Origin of the sequence: Kocuria sp. KSNUG (genome assembly GCF_049532735.1) — a bacterium.
Taxonomy (GTDB): domain Bacteria; phylum Actinomycetota; class Actinomycetes; order Actinomycetales; family Micrococcaceae; genus Kocuria; species Kocuria rhizophila.
Map to the genome: position 1 here is coordinate 308,028 of NZ_CP150981.1, position 23,743 is coordinate 331,770.

At 71.3% G+C, this 23,743-nt stretch carries 17 protein-coding genes, 3 tRNA genes and 1 pseudogene; 6 read left to right on the forward strand and 15 right to left on the reverse strand.

The genetic code is table 11. The features are described from left to right. The first annotated feature begins 687 nt into the window (after positions 1-687). The gene (locus tag AABM36_RS01390; protein ID WP_423446855.1) at positions 688-2,553 is read left to right on the forward strand and encodes an alpha-amylase family glycosyl hydrolase; all 1,866 of its coding nucleotides are present in this window, start codon (positions 688-690) and stop codon (positions 2,551-2,553) included. 62 nt (positions 2,554-2,615) lie between these two features. On the opposite strand, the gene AABM36_RS01395 is transcribed toward AABM36_RS01390, so the two are convergent. From AABM36_RS01395 to AABM36_RS01415, 5 genes are all read right to left on the reverse strand, one after another. Then, complete coding sequence (locus tag AABM36_RS01395) at positions 2,616-3,122, reverse strand: hypothetical protein (RefSeq protein ID WP_423446857.1); 507 nt, start codon at positions 3,120-3,122, stop codon at positions 2,616-2,618. 252 nt (positions 3,123-3,374) lie between these two features. Further along, positions 3,375-3,447 (reverse strand) — tRNA-Phe (locus AABM36_RS01400). Between the two features lie 76 nt (positions 3,448-3,523). Continuing rightward, a tRNA-Asp gene (locus AABM36_RS01405) sits at positions 3,524-3,597 on the reverse strand. A gap of 88 nt (positions 3,598-3,685) precedes the next feature. Further along, positions 3,686-3,758, reverse strand: a tRNA-Glu gene (locus AABM36_RS01410). Positions 3,759-4,033: 275 nt separating this feature from the next. Further along, positions 4,034-4,981, reverse strand: a complete 948-nt coding sequence (locus AABM36_RS01415) for a universal stress protein (RefSeq protein WP_423446859.1) — start codon at positions 4,979-4,981, stop codon at positions 4,034-4,036. Positions 4,982-5,287: 306 nt separating this feature from the next. On the opposite strand from AABM36_RS01415, the gene AABM36_RS01420 reads away from it, so the two are divergent. Further along, complete coding sequence (locus AABM36_RS01420; RefSeq protein ID WP_246829092.1) at positions 5,288-6,646, forward strand: D-arabinono-1,4-lactone oxidase; 1,359 nt, start codon at positions 5,288-5,290, stop codon at positions 6,644-6,646. Positions 6,647-6,865: 219 nt separating this feature from the next. On the opposite strand, the gene AABM36_RS01425 is transcribed toward AABM36_RS01420, so the two are convergent. Next, a complete protein-coding gene (locus tag AABM36_RS01425; protein ID WP_186319712.1) occupies positions 6,866-8,305 on the reverse strand; it encodes an FAD-dependent oxidoreductase in 1,440 nt (479 codons plus the stop codon). 251 nt (positions 8,306-8,556) lie between these two features. Between AABM36_RS01425 and AABM36_RS01430 the strand changes: the two genes are divergently transcribed. Then, on the forward strand, positions 8,557-10,017 hold the full coding sequence (locus tag AABM36_RS01430; RefSeq protein ID WP_047979033.1) for an NCS2 family permease: 1,461 nt from the start codon (positions 8,557-8,559) through the stop codon (positions 10,015-10,017). Positions 10,018-10,102: 85 nt separating this feature from the next. Here AABM36_RS01430 and AABM36_RS01435 read toward each other — a convergent pair whose 3' ends face one another. The 4 genes and pseudogenes from AABM36_RS01435 to AABM36_RS01450 form a co-directional block, all read right to left on the reverse strand. Continuing rightward, positions 10,103-11,032 carry a spermidine synthase gene (locus AABM36_RS01435; protein ID WP_423446862.1) on the reverse strand — a complete coding sequence of 310 codons (930 nt, stop codon included), beginning with the start codon at positions 11,030-11,032 and terminating at the stop codon, positions 10,103-10,105. Between the two features lie 157 nt (positions 11,033-11,189). Then, positions 11,190-11,498, reverse strand: a pseudogene (locus AABM36_RS01440) (thiamine-binding protein); the annotation flags it as partial. A gap of 122 nt (positions 11,499-11,620) precedes the next feature. Further along, positions 11,621-11,884: a CopG family transcriptional regulator gene (locus AABM36_RS01445; protein ID WP_259918730.1), complete on the reverse strand. Its 264-nt coding sequence runs from the start codon at positions 11,882-11,884 to the stop codon at positions 11,621-11,623. A gap of 4 nt (positions 11,885-11,888) precedes the next feature. Further along, complete coding sequence (locus tag AABM36_RS01450; protein ID WP_259918732.1) at positions 11,889-12,095, reverse strand: hypothetical protein; 207 nt, start codon at positions 12,093-12,095, stop codon at positions 11,889-11,891. Positions 12,096-12,326: 231 nt separating this feature from the next. On the opposite strand from AABM36_RS01450, the gene pta reads away from it, so the two are divergent. Beyond that, positions 12,327-14,420, forward strand: a complete 2,094-nt coding sequence (pta, locus tag AABM36_RS01455; protein ID WP_423446864.1) for a phosphate acetyltransferase — start codon at positions 12,327-12,329, stop codon at positions 14,418-14,420. A gap of 42 nt (positions 14,421-14,462) precedes the next feature. On the opposite strand, the gene cls is transcribed toward pta, so the two are convergent. Next, positions 14,463-15,935, reverse strand: a complete 1,473-nt coding sequence (gene cls / locus AABM36_RS01460) for a cardiolipin synthase (protein ID WP_423446866.1) — start codon at positions 15,933-15,935, stop codon at positions 14,463-14,465. A 173-nt stretch (positions 15,936-16,108) separates the two neighbouring features. On the opposite strand from cls, the gene AABM36_RS01465 reads away from it, so the two are divergent. Then, the gene (locus tag AABM36_RS01465; protein ID WP_423446868.1) at positions 16,109-17,341 is read left to right on the forward strand and encodes an acetate/propionate family kinase; all 1,233 of its coding nucleotides are present in this window, start codon (positions 16,109-16,111) and stop codon (positions 17,339-17,341) included. Positions 17,342-17,367: 26 nt separating this feature from the next. Here AABM36_RS01465 and AABM36_RS01470 read toward each other — a convergent pair whose 3' ends face one another. Continuing rightward, entirely contained in the window at positions 17,368-17,871 is a 504-nt protein-coding gene (locus AABM36_RS01470; RefSeq protein ID WP_059281668.1) for a phosphoribosyltransferase, read from the reverse strand. 100 nt (positions 17,872-17,971) lie between these two features. Between AABM36_RS01470 and AABM36_RS01475 the strand changes: the two genes are divergently transcribed. After that, entirely contained in the window at positions 17,972-19,534 is a 1,563-nt protein-coding gene (locus tag AABM36_RS01475; RefSeq protein WP_423446870.1) for a nucleobase:cation symporter-2 family protein, read from the forward strand. 141 nt (positions 19,535-19,675) lie between these two features. Here AABM36_RS01475 and AABM36_RS01480 read toward each other — a convergent pair whose 3' ends face one another. The 3 genes from AABM36_RS01480 to AABM36_RS01490 form a co-directional block, all read right to left on the reverse strand. Beyond that, the gene (locus AABM36_RS01480; RefSeq protein ID WP_423446872.1) at positions 19,676-21,550 is read right to left on the reverse strand and encodes an ABC-ATPase domain-containing protein; all 1,875 of its coding nucleotides are present in this window, start codon (positions 21,548-21,550) and stop codon (positions 19,676-19,678) included. A gap of 108 nt (positions 21,551-21,658) precedes the next feature. Then, complete coding sequence (locus AABM36_RS01485; RefSeq protein ID WP_423446874.1) at positions 21,659-22,246, reverse strand: class I SAM-dependent methyltransferase; 588 nt, start codon at positions 22,244-22,246, stop codon at positions 21,659-21,661. Between the two features lie 27 nt (positions 22,247-22,273). Next, positions 22,274-23,701 carry an MFS transporter gene (locus tag AABM36_RS01490; protein WP_423446876.1) on the reverse strand — a complete coding sequence of 476 codons (1,428 nt, stop codon included), beginning with the start codon at positions 23,699-23,701 and terminating at the stop codon, positions 22,274-22,276. Positions 23,702-23,743 lie beyond the last annotated feature (42 nt).

Below are 23,743 nucleotides of genomic sequence, written 5' to 3' on the forward strand. Positions count from 1 at the left end.
TGAGCGCGGTGATCAGTCCAGAGAAGCTCAACGCAGTGGTTCGCGGCGTTCAGTGAGGCGGCACTGAACACAGCCTGGCGTTGACCACGCGACTGGTGGGGCCGGGCAAGCACGTCCTGCACCCACGCCTCACTTCCGCCCACGGGGAGCCGCAGCAGCTCCAGCCCGTGCAGGCCGCTCACCAGAAGCCCGGACTCGGGCCGGCACAGATGCCGCTGCAGGAGAACAGCTCTTTCCACCGCCGTGAGCGGCTCGTCCCGGAGCACCCACAATCCCCGCGCGAGTCGCTGCACGCCCGGGCTGGCGAGCAACTGTGAGGCGCGTCGGCCGGTTTCCGCCGTGGGAACCACCAGTGGCTCGGCGGGAAACGGGGCTGGACGCTGCTGGTACAACACCATGCCCGAACTGTAGGTTGACGTTCGGTTGACCGGGGCAGGTTGTCCACAGCCCTGCTCCACACCCCCCTCTGACCGGGGCTCCACCGCCTCTCTGCGCCCTCGCCCCCGGGGGGTTGGACGCTGTCTAGTGGAGCAAATGCAGCTGGGGGTCCTATTTTCTGCACTAACGGAGCAAATGCAGCTGGCGGGTGGCAGGCGGTCACGTGTTCGGGCGGGGCGGGGCGGGTGGCGCGCAGAGGGTTTGGCGCCCTTTGGCACGTGGCGGCCAGCCGTGGGTAGCCTGGAGCGCGTGACTCTCTCCCAGACCTCCTTCCCCGCCCCCTCCGGTTCCGAGTGGTGGCGCGACGCCGTGATCTACCAGGTGTATCCCCGCTCCTTCAAGGACTCCAACGGGGACGGCATGGGTGATCTGGGCGGCGTGACCGAGAAGCTGCCCTACCTCAAGCGCCTGGGCGTGGACGCCGTCTGGCTCTCCCCCTTCTACCTCTCGCCGCAGCACGACGCCGGCTACGACGTCGCGGACTACCGCACCGTGGATCCCCGCTTCGGTTCGCTGGAGGACTACGACCGGATGCGGGAGGAGGCCCACCGGCTGGGGTTGAAGATCATCGTGGACCTGGTGCCCAACCACACGTCCGAGGACCACGACTGGTTCCGGGCCGCCCTGGCCTCAGCCCCTGGTTCACCGGAGCGCGCCCGCTACATCTTCCGGGAGGGCAGGGGCGAGAACGGCGAGCTGCCGCCCAACAACTGGAAGTCCTTGTTCGGCGGTTCCGCGTGGACCCGTGTGCCGGACGGCCAGTGGTACCTGCACCTCTTCGACTCCTCCCAGCCGGATCTGGACTGGAAGAACCCGAAGGTGTGGGAGGAGTTCCGCGCCATCCTGCGGTTCTGGCTGGACCGCGGCGCGGACGGCTTCCGGGTGGACGTGGCCCACGGGATGATCAAGGCCGAGGGCCTCCCCGACTGGGACGAGCAGGTCCACATGGTGGAGGGCACTTCCGCGGAGGACACCACCTCGGACCACGGCGCAGCTCAGGACAGCACCGCGGACGCCACGTCCTCGGACGCCACCGAAGCGGCACCCCCCGGACCGGAGACGGTCGGCGCCGAGCAGGCGGGCGGGGCCGGAACCGGATCGGGCGACGTCGTCGGAGCTCAGGACCCCGCGGACGCGGACGAGCCCACCAAGACCATGGACACCGGCCCGTACTTCGACCAGGACGGCGTGCACGAGATCTACCGCGACTGGCACCGCGTGCTGCAGGAGTACCCCGGGGACCGGATGCTGGTGGTCGAGGCGTGGGTGAGCCCTGCCGAGCGTCTGGCTCGCTACGTCCGACCGGACGAGGCCCAGCAGGCGTTCAACTTCGACTTCCTGATCTCCGGCTGGCACCGCGACCGCATGCGGGACACCGTGGACATCTCGCTGCGCGCCAACTACGAGGTGGGTGCGCCCTGCACGTGGGTGCTCTCCAACCACGACACCGTGCGCCACGCCTCCCGCTACGGCCTGGGCTCGCGGACGGCGTACCCCAACGGCATCGGCGCGCAGGACGAGCAGCCCCACCACGGACGGGGCCTGCGCCGGGCCCGCGCAGCCGCCCTGGTGGAGCTGTCCCTGCCGGGCTCGGCGTACGTCTACCAGGGTGATGAGCTGGGCCTTCCGGAGCACACGGCCCTTCCCGACGCCGCCCGTGAGGATCCCACGTTCCACCGCACCGCGGGCGCGGAGCTGGGGCGCGACGGCGCTCGGGTACCTCTCCCCTGGTCCCCCGCGGGCGAGGGGCTGGGTTTCGGCCCGAACCCGTGGCTGCCGCAGCCGGAGTCCTTCCGCGAGATCACGGTGGACCACCAGGAGGGCGACCCGCAGTCCACGCTCAACCTCTACCGGCGTGCCCTGCAGGTGCGCGGGGAGCTGGGCCTGGGCACCGCGGACTTCAGGTGGCACGAGCTGAGCGACGGCCCGGAGGGTGTGCTGGCGTACGTGCTCACTTCCCGCGAGGGCCGCACGGTGCTGGTGGCGGCGAACCTCGGGGAGAGTGAGGCCGAGATCGTAGAGCTCTCGCGCGGCACACTGCTGCTCACGAGCGGCCAGGACGCGGTGATCGGAGACCGCCTGACCGTGGACAGCGCGGTGTGGCTGGAACTCTGAGGTCCTGACCCGGGTCCGAGTGTGCGTGACGGCCCCGGATGCGCCGGGTTCCCGGGGCGGGGTCAGCCGGTGGGCGGCATCTCACCGGATGCGCTGGCGCCCGGGCTCGCAGAGCAGTGGGACTGCAGCCAGGCGTCGGCGGGGGTGAGGGCCTGCTGGATCTTGGCGGCCTCGGAGGGCTCCAGGGCGTCCCCGGCGCCGTCGAGGATTCGCTCCACCTCCTCGAAGGCCGGCTGCACGGCGGAGGGCAGCTGGGCAAACATCTGGTCCGCGGAGGCGCGGGCCTCGTCCAGGTCTCCGGCGTCCTGGCTCTCGTGCTCACCGTCGTGGCCCAGGGGCAGCAGCTCCACGCCACTCACGGCCTCAGCGACGTCGAAGCACTCCTGGGTGCTCGCGGAGGACGCGGAGCGTGAGGCCGTGGGCCGGGCGCTCGTGACCGTGGAGCTGGGGGCTGTGGGGGAAGTCTCGAGGGCCGTGCCGGAGGGGTCCTGGGCACTGCACCCGGTCAGACCGGCGGAGAGTGCCGCCAGCACCGTGGTGGCACACAGCACGCGCATCCGCCGTCGCATGGCCAGCTCCCTCTTCCGCGCGGAACCCACTGCCCTGGGCCCGTCCATCGGTGACCACGGTAGGCCCGCAACCTCGGTGTGGGCTGAGGGTCCGGTGCGAGCACGCACGGCGAGCGGGGCCGTAGAGGTGGCAAACGGCGTCGTTCCCACCGCGCGGGGGTGGGGGCTGAGACGCTCGGCACGCGAACAGCGTGGGGGGATCACCCCGAACAGCAAAGAACCCCCGCGTGTAGAAGCCACGCGAGGGTTCAGTGGCTCCGACCGGCGTCGATCCGGTGACCTTACGATTTTCAGTCGTACGCTCTACCAACTGAGCTACAGAGCCAGGCACGCACCGGGAGGAAACCTCTCGATGATATGCCGCGACGGCGCGAAAAGTTGCCTTTTCATCGCCGCCTGAGCGACCCTGACGGGACTTGAACCCGCGACCTCCGCCGTGACAGGGCGGCGCGCTAACCAACTGCGCTACAGGGCCTTGGTTGTTTCCAACGAGTGGATATCCTACCAGGACGAACGACTCACTGTGCAAATCGTGTCCCCGGCGGTGCTCCGAGTGGAAACCGTACCCCCAACGGGATTCGAACCCGTGCCGCCGCCGTGAAAGGGCGGTGTCCTAGGCCGCTAGACGATGGGGGCCAGAACTCCGTCCGACAGCACACAGGGCACCATGGGACGATGAACCTTCAGTATCCTAGAGGGAAACCACCCGTTCCACAAACAGGCGTGATAAGGGTGGACCCGCCCGGGCGGAGTGGGCCGGGCGGACACAGGCGGCCCCGCGGGACGCGGCCGATTCCCCGGGCAGTGCCACGCAGCGCTGGGGGCCGATCCGGCGCATCGCACCCCGGGGCTGCATGCCTCCTCCCCGCTGGTGACACGGGTGGAGCCGCCCCGGTGCGGACAGCTGCAGGCTAGACCGCCACCTCGGGGCGGTCCGCCAGCCGCGGGTCCTCGAAGGACGGGACGATCATGACCGGCCCGGTGCAGTGGTGCAGCACCCCCTGGGACGTGGAGCCCAGGAGCATGCCCGCGAACCCGCCGCGACCGCGCGTGCCCGTGACCACCAGCTGGTTCCGGGCGGAGCGCTCCACGAGGGCGTCGATGGGCGATCCGTCCGCGAGCTCCCCGGTGATCTCGAGCCCCGGGAAGTGGCCGCGCAGCCACTGGACGCACACGTCCAGAGCGGCCCGCACCTCACCGCGCAGGTCGTCGAAGTCCACGGGAGAGGGCAGCCAGGCGTAGGACCCGGCATCCGAGGGCGCGGCGCACAGCACCGTGAGCGGCACCCCCAGCTGCTCCGCCTCGTCCGCGGCCCACAGCATGGCGGCGCTCGCGTGCGGAGAGCCGTCCGAGCCGACCGTCACGCCGTCCACGAAAGCCGGGCGGCGGCTCACGTTCTCACTGACCCGGTAGTCGGTGCCCCACTGCAGGGGGATGATCCCCACGGGGCAGTGCGCGTGGGCGGGCACCGCCGTGGACACCGAACCCAGCAGCCGGCCCAGGAACCTCCCGTGGCCCCGGGACCCCAGGACCAGCAGCTGCGCATCCCTGCTGAGGTCCACGAGCACACCGGAGGGGTCCCCGGCCTGGACCGTGGACCGGACCTCCACGTCCAGCTCGGCCACGCGGCGTCGGGCGTCAGCCACGAGCTCCTCCACGGCGCGGTTCATGGCGGCGTCGTCGAACGCGGCGTAGCCCACGTCGAACGTGGACCCCCCGATCATGGGCACCGTGTAGGCGGTGACCACGTGCAGCGGTGCGCCGCGGCGCCGTGCTTCCCGTGCGGCCCAGTGCAGGGCGCCCAGGCTCTGCTCGGAGCCGTCCACTCCCACGATGATCTCGGCGTCTGGTGCCCTCACTGCTGTTCCCTCCCCGACCGTGGATTCCTGCTCCCAGCCTAGCCACCCGGTCACCGGCGGCGGGGCTGCGGTGAGATGATGGGGACGTCCGGATCGCTGCGACGACGCCGCGGCGCACGTCAGGCCCGCACCGTGCGGTCCCGGCCACGCGACACGGCCAACCCCCGCGGTTCCGGGCGCCCGCGACGGCTGCGACGCACGCCGCAGGCAGAGCGTCAGCGGTGCGCCGGCGCGGGCGAGGGCACGTGCAGTGCCGGCACGGATGAGGATCGAGGGGGCTGAACGCCCCCGGAACGGAGACGAGCCGTGAGCACACGCGGAGCACCGGGCATGACGGCCCGGGTGAAGAACGGCACGTGGCGGTCCTGGGGAGGCAACCTCACCGCGGATCCCACGGTGCGGGTCCGTCCCACCACCTCGGACGAGGTGCTGCGCGTGCTGAGCGAGGCGCAGGAGCACGGGCTGAGCCTGCGCACTGCCGGCTCCGGCCACAGCTGCGCGCCTCTGGTCCCCACGGAGGGCGTCCTGCTGGACACCTCCGCCCTCAAGGGCCTGGTCTCCGTGGACGAGGACCACCAGCGGGTCACGGTGTTCGCCGGCACCACGCTGCAGGAGCTGAATCTGATCCTGGAGCAGCACGGGCTGGCGCTGGCCAACCTCCCCGACTCCTCGCACATGAGCGTGGGCGGCGCGCTGGCCACGGGCACCCACGGCACGGGCCTGGGGCAGCCGTCCCTGGGCGGTCAGGTGATCGGGCTGAGCCTGGCCACCCCCACCGGTGAGCTGATCTCCTGCTCGGAGACCCACCGCCCGGACCTGTTCGACGCCGCCCGGGTGCACCTGGGCGTGCTGGGCGTGGTGGTCTCCGTGACCCTCCAGTGCGTCAGCGCGTTCCGGCTGCACTGCGCCGAGTTCCGCGAGCCGCTCGGTGCGCTGCTGGACACCCTGCAGGAACGGATGTCCGCCGCGGACCACGTCGAGTTCTCCTGGATGCCCGGGACCACCACGGCCCACACCCGCATCCTGAGCCGCCTGCACCGCCTCCCGGACTCCTACACGCGCCCCGCCTCACCGATCTCCCGGGCGCTGCGCCGCGCGGACGACGCCGTTCTGCGCACCTCCTTGACCGCCGGGCTGGGCCGCGTGGGGAACCTGATCCCGCGTGCCGTGACCGGGCTGAACCGCATCGAGTCCCTCGCGGAGAGCTCGCGGCGCTACACGGACGTGTCCTACAGCGTGTTCACGGTGGCCCGTCCGGTGCGCTACGTGGCCGCCGAGTACGCGCTGCCGCTGGAGGCCACGGCCTCCGCGGTGCGGGAGCTGAAGGTCCTCGCGGACGCCCACGTGTACGACCTCTCGTTCCCCCTGACCGTGCGGTGCTCTCCGCCGGACCCCGGGTTCCTGTCCCCGGCCACGGGGCGCTACACGGGGTGGATCAACCTGCGCCAGTACGGCAGGCGCCCCAGCCAGTCCTTCCTCACCGCCGCGGAGCGGATCCTGGTGGAGCACGGCGGCCGCCCCCACTGGGGCACGCTGCACACGCGCACCGCCGCGGACCTCGCACCGCTCTACCCGCGCTGGGAGGAGTTCCTGGCACTGCGGGCGGAGCTGGACCCCCACGGGCTGCTGCTCAACGAGCACACCCACCGCGTCCTCGGCGTCTGATCCGCACGGTCGACGCCGCGGGCACGGACCGGGGGTGCACGCACGGCCCCCGGCCGGGGCAGGAAGGTCACCCTCACCCCGGGGACGGTGCTGGCGGCGTCGTTCCCCCAGCAGCACCCGCGCGCCCCGACGCCGCGGGGCGGGGCGGGCAGCCCGGGCGCACCCGGTGCTTCCCACCCCGCCCCACCCCGCTCCGTGGACGATGCGTGAGGCGAGGGCCTACTGGCCCGAGCCGTTGCGGGAGACGGAGATCATCTCGTCCCGCTCCACCACCTTGACGCGCTCGCGGGGATTGCCCTCGGCGTCGTGCGAGGACTGGCCCAGGCTCTGCTCGTACTCGTCCAGGGCGAGCCAGCCGTCCCACGTGGTGTACTGCACGTCCTTGGACTCGAGCAGCTCCACCACGGCCTGGGGGTCCGGGTTGTCCGGATCGGCCAGGGAGGCACGGTCCGCCACGAGGTGGGTCACGGTCTCCAGGGCGTCGGACTTGGTGGCGCCGATCAGCCCCACGGGTCCGCGCTTGATCCAGCCGGTGGCGTAGACGCCGGGCACCGGGGTGCCGTCCGCCTCCACCACGCGGCCCTCCTCGTTGAGGATGACCCCGCGCTCGGGGTCGAAGGGCAGCTCGGGCAGGGGGGAGCCCAGGTAGCCGATCGCGTGGTAGACGGCCTGCACCGGGTACTCGGTGTACTCGCCCGTGCCGGTCACGGAGGCGTCCCCGTTGAGGCGCGTGCGCTCCATGCGGATGGCACGGACCTTGCCGTCCTCGTCCCCGAGGATCTCGTCCGGGGTCTGCAGGAAGTGCAGGTGCAGCCGGCGGGACGCGGTCTTGGGGGTCTCGTCCTCACGCCACTTCTGCAGCGTCTTCATCATGACCTTGGTCTGGTTGTTCTCGGTCATGGCCTTCTCGGAGGCCTCGTCGAACTGGAAGTCCTCGTCGTAGACCACGATGTCCACGTCCCGGGACTTGGCCAGCTCACGCAGCTCCAGGGGCGTGAACTTGATCTGGGCGGGGCCGCGGCGCCCGAAGATGTGCACGTCCGTGACCGGGGACTGCTTCAGCCCCTGGTACACGTTGCCCGGGATCTCCGTGACCAGCATGTCGTCCGCGTGCTTGGAGAGCACCCGCGCCACGTCCAGCGCCACGTTGCCGTTGCCAATCACCGCGATCTCCTTGGCCTCCAGCGGCCACGTGCGCGGGTAGTCCGGGTGGCCGTCGTACCAGGCCACGAAGCGGGCCGCGCCGTAGGAGCCGTCCAAGTCCGCTCCGGGGATGTCCAGCGGGGCGTCGTTGACGGCACCGGTCGCGAAGATGACGGCGTCGTAGTGGGTGAGGAACTCGCCCAGGGTGATGTCCCGGCCGTACTCCACGTTGCCGAAGAACCGGATGTCCCCGCGGCCCAGGATGGAGCGCAGCGCCGTGATGATCCCCTTGATGCGCGGGTGGTCCGGGGCCACGCCGTAGCGGATGAGCCCGAACGGGGTGGGGTAGCGGTCGAACAGGTCCACGCTGACCTCGAGCTCGCCCTCGCGGACCGCCTCGGTCTTGGTGAGCATGTCCGCGGCGTAGATCCCGGCCGGGCCGGCGCCGATCACGGCCACGCGCAGCGGGCGGGAGGTGGGGGTTGTCACGGTGGTGATTCCTTTCGACGCGCACACGGATCCCGCGTGCAGACAGGGACTGGGATCAACGGTAGTGAACTCAGGTCAGTCCTGCCTAACCACGCAGCCGCCCCGGAGGCGGAGCGACGGCTCCGGGTCCTGGCGCCACCGGCCCGCCTGCCCCACCGGACTGGGGACCGTGGCGGGCGCTGCGGCACGGTGCGCGGGCGGCGTCGTCGTAGTATTTCTACACAAACACCCCCACCCGTCCCGTTCGGCGCGGCCAGCGCCCACCCGTGAGGATCTGCATGTCGTCTTCCACCCCGCCCGCTCAGCGCAGCGAGCCCCGAGGCGGGCTGGACCGCTTCTTCTCCATCACGAGGCGTGGCTCCACCGTGGGCCGCGAGGTCCGCGGCGGCGTGGCCACGTTCATCGCCATGAGCTACATCGTGGTGCTCAACCCGCTGGTGCTCGGCTACGGCCCGGACGGCGCCGGGAACACCCTGGGCGGCGAGCGCGTGGCCGCCATGACCGCGCTGGTGGCCGGCGTGCTGACCATCCTCATGGGTGTGTGGGCCAGGTCCCCGTTCGGCATGGCCGCCGGGCTGGGCGTGAACGCGTTCCTGGCCGTCACGATCGCCACGAACCCCGGGCTCACGTGGCCGCAGGTGATGGGTCTGGTGATCTGGGCCGGCGTGATCATGGTGGTCCTGGTGGTCACCGGGTTCCGCACGGCGGTGTTCAACGCGGTGCCGGACTCCCTCAAGACCGCGATCGTGGTGGGCATCGGGCTGTTCATCGCGCTGATCGGGTTCGTGAACGCCGGCTTCGTGCGCCGCATCCCGGACGCCGCCCACACCACCGTTCCGGTGCAGCTGGGCACCGGCGGTGAGCTCTTCGGCTGGCCCACCCTCACGTTCGTGGTGGGCCTGCTGCTGACCGTCGCGCTGATGGTGCGCAACGTCAGGGGCGGGATCCTGATCTCGGTGGTGCTCACCACCGTCCTGGCGCACGTGCTGGAGGCGGTCTCCCCCAGCGGCTCCTCCGTGGACAACCCGCACGGCTGGTCGCTCGTGGTGCCGTCCTCCCCGGAGGCGCTGTTCGCGGTGCCGGACCTGTCCCTGCTGGGCTCCGCCGCGCCCATCGACGCCTTCCGGGAGCTCGGCGGGATCGCGTGCGCCCTGCTGATCTTCACCATCCTGCTGTCCATCTTCTTCGACGCGATGGGCACCATGGTGGGGCTGTCCCGCCAGGCCGGGCTCGAGGACGCGGACGGCCAGATCGAGAACGTGGACCGCGTGCTCCTCGTGGACGCCCTTGGTGCCGTGGCCGGCGGCGCGGGCTCCGTGTCCTCCAACCAGATCTTCGTGGAGTCCTCCACGGGCATCGCGGACGGCGCCCGCACCGGCCTGGCCAACGTGGTCACCGGCGTGCTGTTCCTCGCCGCCATGTTCCTCACCCCGCTGGTCAACGTGGTCCCGTTCGAGGCCGTGGCCCCCGCCATGGTGGTGGTCGGCTTCCTCATGGCCCGCAACGTGGTGGCCATCGACTGGGCGGACCTGGGCGTCGCGATCCCCGCGTTCCTCACGTTCGCGGTCATGCCGTTCACGTACTCGATCGCCAACGGCATCGGCGCGGGCTTCGTCTCCTACGTGTTCATCCGCCTGGTGCAGGGCCGCGCCAAGGACGTCCACCCGCTCATGTACGTGGTGGCACTCGCGTTCGTGGCGTTCTTCGGCATCGGCGTGATCGAGGGCTGGGCGAGCTGATCCACTTCTCCTGACGACGACGCCGCTCGCCGCCTCCCACGGGCCCGCTCCCGTGAGGCGCGGGCGGCGTTCGTCGTGATGCCCGTCAGGCCGCGTCCGGGCCCTCGGGGATCGGATCCGCGGGCTTGTCGAACCACGGCCGGGTGTCCGCCGCGAGCTCGCGGCACCACACGGTGTCCTTGTACTGGGCCGGCAGGGAGCCGCCGAGCAGCTCGCGGCCCAGCGCGGCGGCGTCGGCGGAACCGGCCGCGGGCAGGGGTGCGTGCGAGGCGGCGAGCACCACGTTGCCGTAGCGGCGGCCCTTGAGCATGGGGGCGTCCGCGACCGCGGCGACGTGCTCGAAGACCTCCAGCAGCGCCGCGATCTCCGCCCGGGTGCCCTTGAGGTTGCGGGTGTCCCCCACGTTCAGCAGGTACAGCCCACCCGGGGCGAGCACGCGGTCCACGTGGCGCGCGAACTCGAGCGTGCGCAGGTGCCCCGGGGTCTGCTCCCCCGCGAAGACGTCCCGGATCACGATGTCCCGCGAGTCCTCGCTGAGCGACTCCGTGACCGCCCTCGCCTCCCCCGGGCGGATCCGCAGCAGCGGCGCCCGCGGCAGGTCCAGCCACTCGCGCACGAGGGTGGCCAGGGCGGCGTCGAGTTCCACGACCACCTGACGCGCCTGCGGGTAGCGCCACGCGAGGTAGCGAGCCATGGAGCACGCGCCGCCGCCAAGGTGCAGGACGCGCAGCGCGGTGGGGTCCAGGTGCGAGCCGACGTGGTCCTCGAGCACCGTGGAGAACCAGCGCATGTACTCGAACTCCAGCTGGTCCGGGCGGTCCGGGACGATGTGCGAGGACGGCACCCCGTTCACCCGCAGCACCCACGCGCCGGGCACGTACGTGTCCTGCTGCAGCTCCACGGTGCCGGTGTCCGTGACCCAGGTGCGCTCCACGAGCCCCGGCGCGTCCGACGACGCCGCGGCGCCGGTTTCCGCACGGCCGGCCCGTTGGGTGCTCTTGCTCTTCCTGCTCACGAGGTGCGCGGGGCCGTCACTTCCGACCGGCGGCGTCGGAGCTCGTGGTGCCCTCCGGGCCGGTGGCGCCATCCGAGGCGGGGACGCCTTCGGAGGCGGCGGGGCCGTTCGAGCCGGCAGTGCCCGAGGTGATGCCGCGGCGTTCCTGCGAACGGCCCAGCTCGTGGCGGGATAGCGCGGACTCCAGCCGCTCCAGCTTGCCCGTCAGCTCGCCGGTGTGGCCCGGGCGGATGTCCGCCTTGAGCACCAGGGACACTCGTGGCCCGTACTCGGCGACCGCCGCGGTGGCCTCTTTGACCACGGCCATGCACTCGTCCCACTCACCCTCGATGGTGGTGAACATGGAGTCGGTGCGGTTGGGCAGCCCGGACTCGCGCACCACGTGGACGGCGGCGGCCACGGCGTCGTGGACGGAGGCATCGGGATTGTCCCCACCACTGGGGGAGACGGAGAAGGCGACCAGCATGCATCCAGTCTCCCACTGGGATGCAGGGAGCGCGACCCCCTGGTGCGGCACGGACCCTGCCGGCGGATCACCCCGGGGCTCGGACACCCCCGGCAGGAACGACGCTGGTCAGAGCACAGGATTCAGAGTGCGTCGATGAGATCACGGACCAGTTGAGAGGCAGTGGTGTGACGCGCCTGCGCCGCATCGTTGAGCTTCGCTCGGCGCGCGGCATCCAGGCGGAGGGTGAAGGGCCGTGCCGCAACCCCCACGCTGATCGGGCGCCCGGGCACCGACGGCCCCTTGTGTCCTCCGGTGAACCCCTCTGCGGACTCCGCCTCCTCGGCCCACCGTTCCATGTCGTCATCGGTGAACGGCACCCCGTTCACATCCGTGTAGCGGTTCATGTTCCTACCTCCTCAGCCCGACTTCCACGAGCACCTTGGTTGTCACTGGCATCGCGTGGAAAACCAGCCATCCGTCCGGTTCGTCCTCCACCGCGATGTACTCCAGCAGTCGCCCGCCGGCGTCGGCACCGACGCCCACCCACTGGACTGGCGTGGTGTCCCGGGCGCGGGATCGCAACGTTCCCTCAAAAGCCTCGATCACCTGGTCCACCGTGACCTCCGGGTGACGCGCGACGACTCGCGAATGCACGTGCACTCTCATGACCACCCTCGCCCGCCCAATTTCGTATGACGCAAGGGTAGTACGAAATACTCCGGCATGGTACGGGTCACGTCGTGCGACCCGTTCTGTCGCCGAACTCACCACTGCTCGCGGGTCGGCACGGGGACCGCTTCCCTAGACTTGGAGACACAGCCGGACGCTACCGAGGGAGCACGTTCCATGACGCAGGGCATCTACATCTCCGCGATGACGCCGCAGAGCGGCAAGACGCTGGTGGCGCTGGGGCTCACGGACACCATGTTCAAGCGCACGGACGCCCTGGGCTTCTTCCGCCCGGTGTTCGACGGCACCTCCCCCGAGGACGATCCGGTGCTGCAGCTCATGAAGCGCACCTTCGACCTGCCGGACTCCCGGTGCCGGGGCGCGGTCTCCCTGGAGCGCTGCCGCGAGATCCTCGCCTCCGGTGAGCACGACGAGCTCGACTCCGCCGCCGTGGCCGTGTACTCCGAGATGGCGCGGGAGTGCGACGTGATCGTGGTGGACGGCACCGACCTGGTGGCCCACAACGCCGCCACTGCGGAGTTCGACCTCAACGCCCGCCTGGCCAACGACATGGGCTGCTCCGTGGCCGCCGTGATCGGCGCCCACGAGTCCGAGCGGGTCAAGGACGTGCTCAACGCCGTGGACGTGACCCGCACCGAGCTGCGCCAGGCCGGGTGCGACATCTACGCCGTGATCGTCAACCGCGCGGACCCGGAGCACGCGGAGCAGATCCGCCGCGAGGCCAAGCCCGGCAACCACAACCTCCCCGCGTACGTGATCCCGGAGCTGCCCGCGATCTCCAACCCCACCGTGGCCGAGCTCGTGGACGCCCAGGGCTACGGCACGGACTTCAACTCCTCGTCCCTGGACCGCGACATCAAGGCCGTGAAGGTGGCCGCGATGACCGCGGGAAACTTCCTGGACCAGATCGCGGACGGGGACCTGGTGATCACCCCCGGGGACCGGACGGACGTGGTCTCGGCAACCCTGGCGTCGTCGTTGGCGCCCACGCTGCCGGTGCCCGCCGGAATGCTCCTGACCGGGGGCTTCCGGCCCTCCGGCGCGGTGGGCGCACTGCTGGGCGCGGCCCCGTTCCCCGTGCTGACCACCGAGCGGGACACGTTCACCACCGGGCAGGCCGTGGCGGCCACGCGCGGCACCCTGGCCGGCGCGCACTCCCGGAAGATCGCCGCGGCGCGCGGCGCGTGGGCGGAGCACGTGGACAGCGAGGAGCTCTCCGGCCGCCTGACCCTGCCGCGGCCCGTGAAGCGCACGCCGCTGCGCTTCCTGCACGAGCTCGTGGAGTCCGCGCGCGCGGACCGCAAGCGGATCGTGCTGCCCGAGGGGGACGACCCCCGCATCCTGCGCGCCGCGGAGCTGATCCACCGCCGCAACTTCTGCGACCTCACGGTGCTCGGCGATCCCGAGGCCGTCCGCGCGCTCGCGCAGTCCGAGGGCATCGAGCTGGACTTCGACGCCGAGGGCCTGGACCTGGTGGACTTCCAGCACGACGACGCCCTGCGGAACAGGTACGCGGACGAGTACGTGCGGCTGCGCTCCCACAAGGGCGTGAGCAAGGACCAGGCGCTCGAGCGCATGCTGGACGGCTCCTACTTCGGCACCATGATGGTGCAGCTGGGGGACGTGGACGGCATGGTCTCCGGCGCCGCCCACACCACCGCGAACACCATCCGCCCGGCCCTGGAGTTCGTGAAGACCCGGGAGGGCGTGAACATCGTGTCCTCGGTGTTCTTCATGCTGCTCGCGGACCGCGTGCTGGTCTACGGCGACTGCGCCGTGAACCCCAATCCGGACGAGCAGCAGCTCGCGGACATCGCCCTGGCCTCCGCCCAGACGGCGCGCGAGTTCGGCGTGGACCCGCGCGTGGCCATGCTGTCCTACTCCACCGGCGGCTCCGGCTCCGGGGCGGACGTGGAGCGGGTGCGCGCGGCCACCGAGCTCGTGCGCGCCGCGGACCCGGACTTCGAGGTGGAGGGCCCCATCCAGTACGACGCCGCCGTGGACGCCTCGATCGCCAAGTCCAAGCTCCCGGGTTCGCACGTGGCAGGGCAGGCCACGGTGTTCGTGTTCCCGGACCTGAACACCGGCAACAACACCTACAAGGCCGTGCAGCAGTCTGCGGGCGCGGTGGCCGTGGGCCCCGTGCTGCAGGGGCTGCGCAAGCCCGTGAACGACCTCTCCCGCGGGTGCACCGTGGACGACATCGTCAACACCGTGGCGATCACCGCGATCCAGGCGCAGACGCTCTGAGGCGGCCGCCCCCGGGAGGACCGGGGGCGGCGTCGCCCGCCCTCACATCAGGGCGGAGGTGAGGCGGAAGACGCTGTTGAGGTAGCGCTCCCCCACGGAGCGGCCCTTCCACTTCTCGCCGGTGAGCACCGTGGAGGCGTCCCGGTACTGCTGGGCGAGGTCCTGCAGGCTGCCCACCATGTCCCCGCCGAACGCGAGCAGGCTGATCTCGTAGTTCAGCCCCATGGAGCGCATGTCCATGTTGGACGAGCCCATCACGGACATCTCGTCGTCCACCACCATGAACTTGGTGTGCAGCACCTCGGGGCTGCGGTACTGGTAGATGATCACGCCCGCGTCCAGCAGGGCCTCGTAGTAGGAGGCCTGGGCGTGGCCCACCATGAACTGGTCCGCCTTCTCGCTGGTGAACAGCTCCACGCGCACCCCTCGGTAGGCGGCCGTGGTCACGGCGGCCAGCAGGGACTCGTCCGGGATGAAGTACGGGCTGCACAGCACCAGGCTCTCCTGTGCGGCGTCGGCCATGCTCGCGAAGAGCCGCTCGTTGGGACGCGTCTCGAAGCCCGGCCCCGAAGGCAGCAGCTGCATGTAGTTGCCCGGGCCGTCCGGGCCGGTCACCGGGACCGGGGCGTGCGAGGGGACGAACGTGTCCGCCATGATCCGCTCGTTGGTCTCGCTGTACCAGTCCACGGCGAAGACCGCCTCGATCTCCTCCGTGATCTCACCGGTCAGGCGCACCATGATGTCCACCCAGCGGCGCCCGATCTCCATGTTCTTCTCGGAGAGGTAGCTGGAGTCGATCATGTTCTGGCTGCCCATGAACGCCACGTTGCCGTCCACCACCACGAGCTTGCGGTGGTTGCGCAGGTCCGGGCGGCGCAGCTCGCCGCGCCACGGCCGCAGCGGCATCATGAGGCGCCACTGGAACCCGGCGGCGTCGAACCGCTTGCCCAGATCGCGGTACCCGGGGTACTTGCGGGACCCCAGCTGGTCCAGCAGCACACGGACAACGACGCCGCGGCGCACCGCCCGCTCGAACGCCTCGAAGAACGGGGCCGTGGTCTGGTCCCACGCCATGATGTAGACCTCCACGTGGACGTAGTCCTGCGCGGCGTCCACGGCGTCCACCATGGACGCGATCACGGCGTGCTCCTCCGTGAGCAGCTCCACGTGGGTGCCCGTGACGCACGGCAGCCCCGTGAGCCGCCGGTTCATGTGCGTGAAGGACTCGAGCCACCGCGGGGGCTCTGCGCCCTCGGGCAGGTCCGGGTACTGCTCCAGGCCCTCCGTGAGGCTCTTGTTGGCGTCCTCCTGGATGCGCATCCGCCGCCCCCGCACGTAGGGGCTGCCCAGCATGAGGAACAGCGGCAGGCCCACCACGGGCAGCACCAGGATGATCATGAGCCACGCGGTGGAGGAGGACGGCCGCCGGTTCTCGGGCACCACACCGATGGCGATGATCTTGATGCTGTAGTCGATGATCAGGTAGATCGTGGTGGCGAAGACCGTCCAGTCCATGGGTGCTCCGTTGCAGCGAGGGACACGTGTTGCCCCATGGTAGGGCCCCGGCCTGTCACCGGGCGGCAAGGAGTGGGTCGTGCAGGGGCCACCCACCGGTCACTCGGAGCCCGCACCGTGCGTGAGATCATGGGAGCAGCTCTCCCGCACCGTCGCTCCCTAAGGATCTCGTCATGCTCGTGCTCGTCGTCAACTGCGGCTCCTCCTCCATCAAGTACCAGGTGCGGGAGGTCACCCCGGAGGGCTCCGAGCCCAGCGCCTACACCTCCTCCATGCCGGCGATCGACGAGAACGTGCCCCTGGCTACGGCCACCGCGGGCATGGCCGGCGGTGAGGTGATCACCAAGGGGCTGATCGAGAACATCGGCACCTCGGACGTCGAGGACCACACGCAGGCCCTGGAGATCCTCGCACAGCGCCTGGACGAGGAGCTCGGCGGGCGCACGATCGACGCCGCGGGGCACCGTGTGGTCCACGGTGGTGAACGGTTCTCCGCCCCCGTGCTCGTGAACAACGAGATCATCCGCGCCATCGAGCGGCTCGCTCCCCTGGCCCCGCTGCACAACCCCGCCCATGCGCTGGGGCTGCGGGCCATCCAGAAGACCTACCCGGGCATGCCCCAGGTGTGTGTGTTCGACACCGCCTTCCACCGCACCATGCCCGAGAAGGCGTGGCGCTACGCGATCCCCGACAGCTGGTACGAGATGGACGGGATGCGCCGCTACGGCTTCCACGGCACCTCCCACGACTACGTGACGGGCAAGGCGTGCGAGTTCCTGGGGATCCCGCGCGAGCAGTTCAACGCGGTGGTGGCCCACCTGGGCAACGGCGCCTCCGCCACCGCTATCCGTGAGGGCCGGTCCTTCGACACGTCCATGGGCTACACGCCGCTCGCGGGACTGGTGATGGGCACCCGCAGCGGTGACCTGGACCCCTCGGTGGTCACGGCCATGCTGGAGCGCAACCCCGAGCTGAGTGCCAAGGACATGAACCGGATCCTCAACAACGAGTCCGGGCTGCAGGGCGTGTGCGGGGACTCGGACATGCGCGCCGTGCAGCAGCGCGCCGAGTCCGGGGACCAGCGGGCCCAGCTCGCACTGGAAATGGCCGCGTACCGGCTGGCCAAGTACATCGGCGGCTACCACGTGGCGGTGGGCGGCGCGCAGGCCTTGATCTTCACCGCGGGCATCGGGGAGAACTCCCCCGAGTTCCGGACCCTGGTGTGCGATCAGCTGGGCGCGCTCGGCATCGCCCTGGACCCCGCGCTCAACGAGCACCCCGACGGGGACGTGGCCCGGATCAGCGCACCCGGCTCGGCCATCGAGGTCCTGGTGGCCGCCACGGACGAGGAGCGCGCCATCGCCGAGGCCACCGCGGCCCTCGTGTGGGAGCGCGTGCAGCACTGACCCGTCGCCGGGTCCCGCGGCCCGGATCAGCGGGACTTGGTGACCGGCTCCTCGGCGGACCACGGGAAGACGATCCACTCGTCCGTGGACTTCCAGGAGAAGTCGGGGCGGACCTCGGAGCGGGGCTTCTCGTAGATCACCGCGGAGCGGCACTCGGCGCCGTAGCCGCGCAGCAGCTCGAGCACGAGGGCCAGGGTGCGCCCGGAGTCCACGACGTCGTCCACCACCAGGACCTTCTTGTCACTGATGGACTCGGTGTCCAGCATGGGCGCCAGCAGCACCGGATCAGGCAGGGTTTCGTGCACGTCCGTGTAGAACTCGACGTTCACGGCGTCCGAGAGCTTCACGCCCATGGCGTAGGAGAGGGACCCGGCGGGCAGCAGACCGCCCCGGGCCACCGCGATGATGATGTCGGGGACGAATTCCGAGTCCACGATCTGCTGGGCGAGCTCGCGGGTGGCACTGCCGAACCCTTCCCAGGTGAGGATTTCCTTGTTGTCCAGTTCGGTGGAGTCCGCGTGAAAGGCCATTCCCGTAGATTAGTCGGTTTTCCCGCACGCGCGCCGCACGTGGCCCGCCCCACCTACACTTCTTGAGGCCACCTCCACCCCGCCACGATCGAGGATCCTCATGTCCAGCAGCGCAGCACCCGCCCCCGCCGCGGAGCGGGCCTCCCGCCCCGAGGACGAACGGCTGGGTGCCGGGCGCACCGTGGTCTACGCCGTCCAGCACATCCTCACCATGTACGGCGGGCTCATCGCCGTGCCGCTCGTGGTGGCCGGAGCCGCGGGGTACGACGCCGCCACGACCGCCCTGCTCGTGGCCGCAGCCCTGTTCGTGGGCGGGTTCGCCACGTTCCTGCAGGCGTGGGGGCTGCCGCGGATCGGCTGCCAGCTGCCGCTCGTGCAGGGGGTGTCCTTCACCGGAATCGCCACCATGCTGTCGGTGCTGGCCACGGGCGGTGGCATGCAGTCCGTGATCGGCTCCATCATGGTGGCCTCCGTGTTCGGGTTCCTGATGGCCCCGTTCTTCGCCCGCGTACTGCGGTTCTTCCCGCCCGTGGTCACGGGGTCGATCATCACGACGATCGGCATCACCCTGGTGCCCGTGGCGGCGTCGTGGTCCATGGGCGGGGACGAGAAGGCGCCCGGGTACGGCTCGCTGGCGAACATCGCCCTGGCCGGGATCACGCTGCTCGCGGTGCTGCTGCTGTCCAAGTTCGGCGGCGCGGTGCTGTCCCGCCTGGCCATCCTGGTGGCGATCGTCGTCGGCACCGTGGTGGCGTGGGCGCTGGGGATGGCGGACTTCTCGCAGGTGGGGCAGGGCCCGTGGTTCGCACTGCCCTCGCCGTTCCACTTCGGCCCGCCCACGTTCCACATGGCGGCGATCGTGGCCATGTGCATCGTGATCCTGGTGAACATGGCGGAGACCACCGCGGACATCCTGGCCCTGTCCGAGGTCACGGGCTCGCGCATCGACTCCGCGCGCATCGCGGACGGGCTGCGCGCGGACATGCTCTCCTCCGCCGTGGCACCCGTGTTCAACTCCTTCACGCAGACGGCGTTCGTGCAGAACGTGGGCCTGGTGGCCATCACCAAGGTCAGGAGCCGCTACGTGGTGGCACTGGGTGGCGTGTTCATGGTGCTGCTGGGCATGCTCCCGGTGCTCGGCCAGGTGATCGCCGCGATCCCGCTGCCGGTGATGGGCGGCGCGGGCTTCGTGCTGTTCGGCACCGTGATGTCCTCGGGCATCCGCACCCTGGCGCGCGTGGACTACCGCGGCGGCATGAACCTGATCATCGTGGCGGTCTCCCTGTCCTTCGGGATGGTGCCGATCGTGGCCCCGGACTTCTACGCCGCGTTCCCGGCGTGGGTGGGCATCATCTTCTCCTCCGGCATCTCCTCCGCCGCGGTGGCCGCCCTGGTGATGAACTTCTTCTTCAACGAGCTCAGCGTGCACAAGCGCACCACGGAGGCCATGGGCATGGGCACGGTCGGACTGCGCGTGCTCTCCCCGCGGGAGGCGGGCGCCCTGCAGGACGGCGACCAGTTCGTGGACGGCCGCCTGCTGGACGCCCAGGGACGGGAGATCCCGTTCGCGTCCTCCCAGGAGCAGTACGAGTCGGTGCGCGAACGCATCAACGCGGGAGAACTCACCTCGCTGGACGAGATCCGCCGCGCGGTCGTCGAGTAGACGACGACGCCGCCCCCGTCGGCGCCCCTCGTAGGCGTCTGCATGTGCTCCGCTAGTGCAGAAATCGACGCATAAATCTGCACTGACGGAGCAAATGCAGAGGTGAGTCAGGGGCATCCCGCACGCCCCGGGCCGGTCAGCTCAGCGGCGGACCCGGTGGTACGCCGCCGCCACGTCCTGCGCCCTGGGCAGCGCCAGGTGTCCCGGGTGGCCGCGGTGGAGGGCCAGGGCGTCCAGTCCGTCCCGCGCCACCCGCTCCAAGGCATCATCCACCAGGCGGGTGAGGGGTGTGCGGCCGTCGGCGGTGCGCTCCACCTCTTCGATGAGCCGCGCGATCGCCTCCGTCTGCGAAGGGTCCACGAGCTGGCTCAGGGCGGAGAGGTCCACGTCCTCGCGGCCCCGCTGGATGGTGTCGAGCCCGCGGGCCCGGGCCGGCTTGTCCCTGCCGCCCCGCTGAGCGGCGCCGTGGCGCGGAGCGGACCGGGCGGCGTCGTGCCCCGAGGCCCGGGACGCGGCGTCCGCCGAGACACCGCCGGGAACGTGCGGGCGGATCTCCCCGAAGGACTCCGCGGGACGCATGTCCTCGGGGCGCGGGAAGTCCCGCACCACCTGCCGCGCGCGGTCGGTGACGTCCACGGCACGGTAGGCGTCCATGGCGATCACGAGGTCCGCGACGTCCAGGAATGCCCCGGAGCCGCCCGTGACCAGGATCGAGGACACCCCGCGCTCGGCGTAGAGGGCGCCCACCCGGTCCACGAACGGGGTGATGGGCTCGCGCTCGCCCGGGACCATGGCGCGCATGCGCTCGTCCCGGACCATGAGGTTGGTGGCGCACGTATCCTCGTCCAGCAGCAGCACGCCGGCCTCCGCCTCCACCGCTTCCACCGTGGCCGCCGCCTGGGACGTGGAGCCGGACGCATTGGACGTGCTGAAGTCGCGGGTGTCCGCGCCGGTGGGCAGGTTGGTGATGAACGGGGACACGTCCGTGTGGGACACCGACCGTCCGTCCTCCGCGCGCACGGACACGGCACTCGGCAGGGTGACCACGCGCTCGCGGCCGTCACCGGGCACGTGGCTGTAGACCCCGCGCTCCAGCGCCTGCAGCAGCGTGGACTTGCCGTGGTAGCCGCCACCCACGATCACCGTGACACCCTCCGGCACGCCCATGCCGCTCACGGTGGAGCCGTCCTCGAGCTCGAGCTCCACGCGCAGCCGCGACGGGGTCTCGAACGGCACCGCCCCGTGGGCGAGCGGCTCGTCCCGGTGACCGGAGGCGCGGGGCAGCACGGCGCCGTCGGCCACGAACGCCACGAGTCCGCGCTGGGGCAGCTGCGCGCGCAGGTGCTGGGCGTCCAGGTGGGAGGTCACGTGCGCCTCGAACGCGGCGGGGTCCAGGTTCTCCCAGCGCAGCGCACGCTCGACGACGCCCGGCAGCACCTCGGTGAGCAGCCGGTGCGCGGCGTGGCCCTTGATGCGACGGCCCGCGGCGGGCAGGGCGATCTCGCAGCGCACTTCCACGGCGCCCGGGTCAGCGGTCTGCGACGACGCCGCCCGGCCGGCCCCGCGCGCCCCGCCCTCCGAGACGGCGTCCCCTGCCCCGCACAGGCCGGCCTCGCGAGCCGGGGCGGGATCCACCGCGTCCCCGGGGTCCGGGACGATCACGGAGGAGCGTTCGAGGATCTCCTGGCCCGTGCGCTGGATCGAGATGCCACCGGAGTCCTTGCCGCCGCGCGGGCCCAGCTCCCGGGCGGCCCGGGCGAACTCACGGGTGAGGAAGTCCCCGGCCGCCACGCGGGCGTCCCGGGTGGCGATCAGCTCGGGCGGGATCCCGGTGTCGGCCAGGCTGACCCGGATCCGAGCCAGGGACGGCGGGGCGTACGGGTCCGCCTGCACGCGGTCCACGATCAGCTCCACGTCCCCCAGCCGCCACGAACCCTTGAGCTGCTTGTAGGCGCCGTAGCTGCCGCCGTCCAGGCGGCGGAGAGTCTGGGCGAGGTCCGTGCGGGGTGAACTCATGGGTCCATGGCACCACATGAACCGGGGGCGCTGCACTCGCCGCCGCGCGGCCACTCCCCTGGCGCGCCACCGCGCGGCGCAACGGCCTCGCGGTCAGGGTCTGCACTGTCAGGGGCTGCGCGCGACGAGCTGGTACGTGTGCCAGTGCTTGGGCCCGGAGAACGCGGGGCCGTCGCGCTCCTCCTCGTGCAGACGCAGCACCTCCAGGCCGGTGACCAGCTCGTCCACCTCGTCACGGGTCAGGAACGTGCCGTCCCCCGCGGCCCAGTCGTCCCGGTCGCCGAAGAGGTCCACCGCCAGGACGCCTCCCGGGCGCAGCGCCCGGAGGACGGCGCCCCACAGCGCGGGGAAATCAGCGCGCGGAATGAACGGCAGCGAGACGCACGCGAGCACCAGGTCGCACGGCGGCAGCTCGCGCAGGTCCTGCAGGCGGGCCCGGGTGTGCTCGATGGCGCGGTCCGTGGCGAGCTCCGCGATGGTCTCCACCACGGTGGGATCGGCGTCGAACGTCTGCACGAGCCAGCCGTGGTCTGCCAGAAAGGCGGCCTCACGCCCCGCCCCGCAGCCCAGTTCGACGGCGCTGCGTCCCTCACCGGGTCCCGCCGCCTCCGCCGCCAGGCGGGCGAGAGGCCGGATGCCCCGTCCGGCCTGGGCGGCGTTGTACCGGCCCCAGTGGTCCGCGTCCACGTGTCCCATGCGGACCAGTATGCGCCGCCCACCGGCTCAGGCGTCGCTCCTCCGCTGCACCCGCCCCAGCACCAGCGCCGCCACGAAGCACAGCACGTAGGCTCCGGCCACGGCGGCCCAGCCGGCGGTGAACGCCCCCGTGAGGTCGACGAGCTGGCCCACCACCACGGGCCCGAGCGCGAAGCCCAGGTACATCCCGGTGGCCACCAGTCCGGACGCCACACCGATCCGTTTCTTGGGCACGGCGGCCACGATGCCCGAGTTGATCACTACGTTCGCCGCCAGGGGCAGTGCTGCGTGGAAGGCGACGCCCAGCCACATGAGCCAGTGCTGCTGCGTGGTCTCCGCGAGCACGAGCAGCCCGAGCCCCACGATCCCGCCCACGCTCATGACCTGGATCAGCGGCGCGGGCCTGCCCAGTTTGCCGGTCACCCGGCCCCACCCGATCCGGCTTCCGATCCCGATCACACCCATCACCCCCAGCAGCAGCCCGGCCACCGTGACGGTGTACCCCATGGCCCGCACCGCGAACAGGGACGCGTACACGTTCACGCCCTGCGTGCCCACCGCGTTGAGGAAAGACGTCAGCGTCAGCAGCCACACCGCCGGCGGCAGCGCGCCCGACGACGCCGCGGCGCCCCTTCCCGAGGCTCCCGCACCCGCGGCGCGCAGCCCGGGTCGTTCCGGCGAGACCTGGCCGGGGTCCGGGTTCACGCCGTCGGCCACGGCGTCGGACAGTTCCACGGGGGCGGACTCGAACGGTCCCCCATGGGTCGGCTCGGGCAGACCGGCGGAGGGGCGGTCGCGCGGTGGTGCGGGAGCGCGCCCCGCGGCGGAGGGAGCGGGCGGCATCGTCGTCGGAGTGATCTCGCGGGCGCGGCGCTGCAGCCGGGTGACCACGGTCCACCCCGTGACGAGCAGGGGAACGCACAGCAGCGCCCCGAACAGCGCGGCACCCCGCCAGCCGAGTGCCGCGCCCACCACCGGGAACGTGAGGCCCGCGACCAGCAGACCCACCTGGACCCCGGACTGCTTCCACCCCATCCACGCGGAGCGCTGGGTCAGTGGGACGCGCTGCGCGACGATCCGGTTGGTCACCGGGTTGGAGAAGGACTGCGCGAGCCCCGCGACCATGGCCGCGACCAGCAGCACGGCGTAGGACTGCCACGTGGCGCTGAGCAGGAACGCCACCAGCACGCCCCCGAAGATCAGGGTGAGCTGCACGCGGGTGTCGATGCGGTCCGCGAGCACCCCGAGCAGCGGCGCGGCGAGACCCGCCACCACGAACACCGCGGTGATGATGAAGCCGTACTGCCCCTCGGTGATCCCGTAGCTCTCCACGATGGTGGCGCTCAGCGCACCCACCCCGTAGTTGAACACCGGCCCGGCAGCCATCGCGGCCATCAGCACCGCGAGCAGGATGCCGGGGGCCTTGCGCGTGGGCGCGGGTGGGATGCGGGTCACAGTCGATCACTGTAACGGGGGCTCCTCCCGCGGCATCACGGG

Excerpts from the sequence above, each read along its gene's own strand:
- AABM36_RS01395 (WP_423446857.1), bottom strand. The coding sequence starts at position 3,122 with ATGCGACGGCGGATGCGCGTGCTGTGTGCCACCACGGTGCTGGCGGCA.
- AABM36_RS01430 (WP_047979033.1), top strand. The coding sequence starts at position 8,557 with ATGTCGTCTTCCACCCCGCCCGCTCAGCGCAGCGAGCCCCGAGGCGGG.
- AABM36_RS01445 (WP_259918730.1), bottom strand. The coding sequence starts at position 11,884 with ATGAACCGCTACACGGATGTGAACGGGGTGCCGTTCACCGATGACGAC.
- pta (WP_423446864.1), top strand. The coding sequence starts at position 12,327 with ATGACGCAGGGCATCTACATCTCCGCGATGACGCCGCAGAGCGGCAAG.
- cls (WP_423446866.1), bottom strand. The coding sequence starts at position 15,935 with ATGGACTGGACGGTCTTCGCCACCACGATCTACCTGATCATCGACTAC.
- AABM36_RS01465 (WP_423446868.1), top strand. The coding sequence starts at position 16,109 with ATGCTCGTGCTCGTCGTCAACTGCGGCTCCTCCTCCATCAAGTACCAG.
- AABM36_RS01470 (WP_059281668.1), bottom strand. The coding sequence starts at position 17,871 with ATGGCCTTTCACGCGGACTCCACCGAACTGGACAACAAGGAAATCCTC.
- AABM36_RS01475 (WP_423446870.1), top strand. The coding sequence starts at position 17,972 with ATGTCCAGCAGCGCAGCACCCGCCCCCGCCGCGGAGCGGGCCTCCCGC.
- AABM36_RS01480 (WP_423446872.1), bottom strand. The coding sequence starts at position 21,550 with ATGAGTTCACCCCGCACGGACCTCGCCCAGACTCTCCGCCGCCTGGAC.
- AABM36_RS01485 (WP_423446874.1), bottom strand. The coding sequence starts at position 22,246 with ATGGGACACGTGGACGCGGACCACTGGGGCCGGTACAACGCCGCCCAG.